This is a genomic window from Corallococcus sp. CA053C (assembly GCF_003611675.1).
Classification (GTDB): Bacteria; Myxococcota; Myxococcia; order Myxococcales; family Myxococcaceae; genus Corallococcus.
On sequence record NZ_RAWA01000693.1, the window covers coordinates 1 to 2472 of the forward strand.

The window sequence follows — 2472 nt, forward strand, 5'->3', positions numbered from 1 at the left end:
GGGGGCGCTCCAGGGTGGGGACGAGGGAGACGTTCTCCACGCGGGTGCGGTAGCAGGCCGGGTCGCTGCTGTCGGCGATGGGCAGCGGGACGACGGAGTAGCCGTAACCGCGCTCGCGGTGGAAGTCGCGGTCGGCGCTCAGGGGGTCGCCGTGGGCTTCGACCTCGGCGACGTTGGTGAGGCCGTCGCGGTCGCTGTCGAGCAGGTCCTCGGGGACGAGCGGGTTGGTCTGCGACAGGGCCTCCACGAGGTCCGGCAGGCCATCGCCGTCGGTGTCGCCCACGCAAGCGTCGGTGCCGAGCACGCGCTCCTCGCAGTCGTTGAGGCGGTCGCCGTCGGTGTCCTGCACCACGCTGCAGCCGTTGATGACGTCCACGGCGAGCGGGTCCAGGCCCATGCGCAGCTCGACGCCGTCCATCAGGCCGTCCTGGTCGGTGTCGGGGATGACGGGGTCCAGGCCGAGCGCGCGCTCGTCGTCGTCACCGATGCCGTCGCCATCGCTGTCGGCGTACATCTGACCGTCGCGCACCTGGACGTTGCGGTTGAAGGCGACGAAGCGCTTGAGCTTGAGCGCGTTGTCGAGCGAGCCGTAGTCCAGCCGCGCGAGCGTGTTGGGCAGGCCGGCGAAGTCGGTCTCCACCGGCTCGCTGCCGCCCGCGTTGGCGATGGCGGCCACCTGGAGGCGGGTGACGGGGTCCGGCGTGGCGCCGCGCACGTAGACGGGCTGGATGCTGACCTCGCCCGCGCCGAACTGGTCCGCGAGCGCCTTGAGCTCCCCCGTCACGGCGGTCAATTCACACTGGCTGCAGGACGCGTTGCAGTTGGCCTGGGCCTCCGGGCTCGCGCCGCAACCGGCGGCCTCCGCCAGCGTGGTGCAGCGGTTGTCGATGCCGATGTTGTACGCCGGGTTGTCGCAGCTCACGTCCGAGCTGCGGATGACGGGCACCACGATGTAGCGCGTGCGCGCGACCTCGCCCCGGCAGGAGGCCTGCATGTCGCCGGACATCAGGCTCTTGGCCAGCCGCAGCGCGGAGCGGATGCTGATGGGGCCCTGCTGCTGGTAGCTGGCGTAGCGCGGAAGGACGGACTGGAAGGTGGCCGCGTCGGTGAAGCTGCCCTGCAGGCCAGTGGCCACCGAGTGGAAGGCCACGAGGCCGAAGCGCATCTGCGGGCCGGTGAAGCGCGAGGTGAGCGTGGTGAGCCCGTCCACCGCGTAGCCCACCAGCTCCGTCTCCACGCCGGTGCCGCCCTGGAGGGCGAAGACGACCTTCACGGGGAACGCGTCGCCAGTGGCCTCGGGGACGCAGAGGTCCCCCTCGAAGCTGGCGCGGTCCTTGGACCCGCCCGCGCGGCGGTCGAGCGCGTACAGCCCCGCGTCGGAGCAGGACAGCAACAGGGCTGGCAACAGGGCTGGCAGCAGGGCGGGGGCGAAGCGCCAGGCGACCCGGGGGGAGGAACGCATTCGTCGGATTGTAGACCCCAGCCACCCCATCCGACGCAAGCGACCCGAGGAATGAGGCGGCGCGAAGATGCGCAATCAGGACCGACATTTCGTTCGGGCGCGGAAACGTGGACGTGCATTCTCCTCAGAGCGTGAGCAGGTAGGCGACCAGGTCGTCACGCTCCTCCGGCGTGAGCGCCAGCGCGTCGCCGTGCTTCAGGCCGGGGGTCTCCAGCAGGGTGCGCAGCGGGAAGCGGGAGCCCACCACGAGCCGGTCCTCCTGCACCGCGTAGCCCGCGGTGGCGCTCGTGAGCAGCGGCCACACGTCCCAGGTTCCCACCAGCGAGGGCGGCGCCGCGCCCGTCACCAGATGCTGCTGCTCCAGGCGCAGCGGCAGCGCCACCGGCGTGCCCACGTCCTGGTACTGCCCGCGGGTGGAGGGGTCCTGATCCAGGGTGAACAACGGTGCGGGGTGGCAGGTCGCGCACCGGGCCCGGCCCTCGAACAGCGCCCGGCCCTTCGCGGGGTGCCCGCTCCGGCCCTCCGGCAGGGGCACCGTCTCCAGCGGTGCTCCGTCCGCGTCGCGGTAGGGGTTGGGCGGCGTGGGCAGCAGGGACGTGAAGAGCGCCAGGGCCTCCACCTCCGACGGGAGCGGATCCGGGTTGTGGTAGCGGTTGCGCCCGCCCACCGTCTCCGCCGTCTCCGCGAGGGTGCGCGTGCTCGCGGGCGTGAAGTAGGGCGGCGTGTCCCGGCTGCCCAGCGCCGTCGTGGAGCGGTAGATGCGCATGGGCCGCGTCTTTTCGAAGAAGACGCCGCCGGTGTGTCCTTCCAGGTGGCACGCATCGCAGCTCATGCCCGTGCGGCCCACGTCGGAGAAGTAGAGGACCTGGCCCAGCCGGCGCTGCTCGCGCGAGCGCACGTCCACCACCGGCCACTGCCGCAGCACCCGCGCCCTGCCCGTCCGCGCCTCGCGCACGTCCACCACCGCCACCGTGCCCGTGAAGCGGTTGAGCACGTAGAGCGTGCGTCCC

Annotated in this window: 1 protein-coding gene and 1 pseudogene; both read right to left on the minus strand. The window is 72.1% G+C overall.

Going from position 1 to position 2472, the window contains the following annotated elements:
• On the minus strand, positions 1–1462 hold a 1462-nt coding region (locus tag D7V97_RS42205; protein ID WP_120616163.1), incomplete at its 3' end, for a calcium-binding protein.
• Between the two features lie 124 nt (positions 1463–1586).
• A pseudogene (locus D7V97_RS42210) lies at positions 1587–2472 on the minus strand (MtsA protein); the annotation flags it as partial.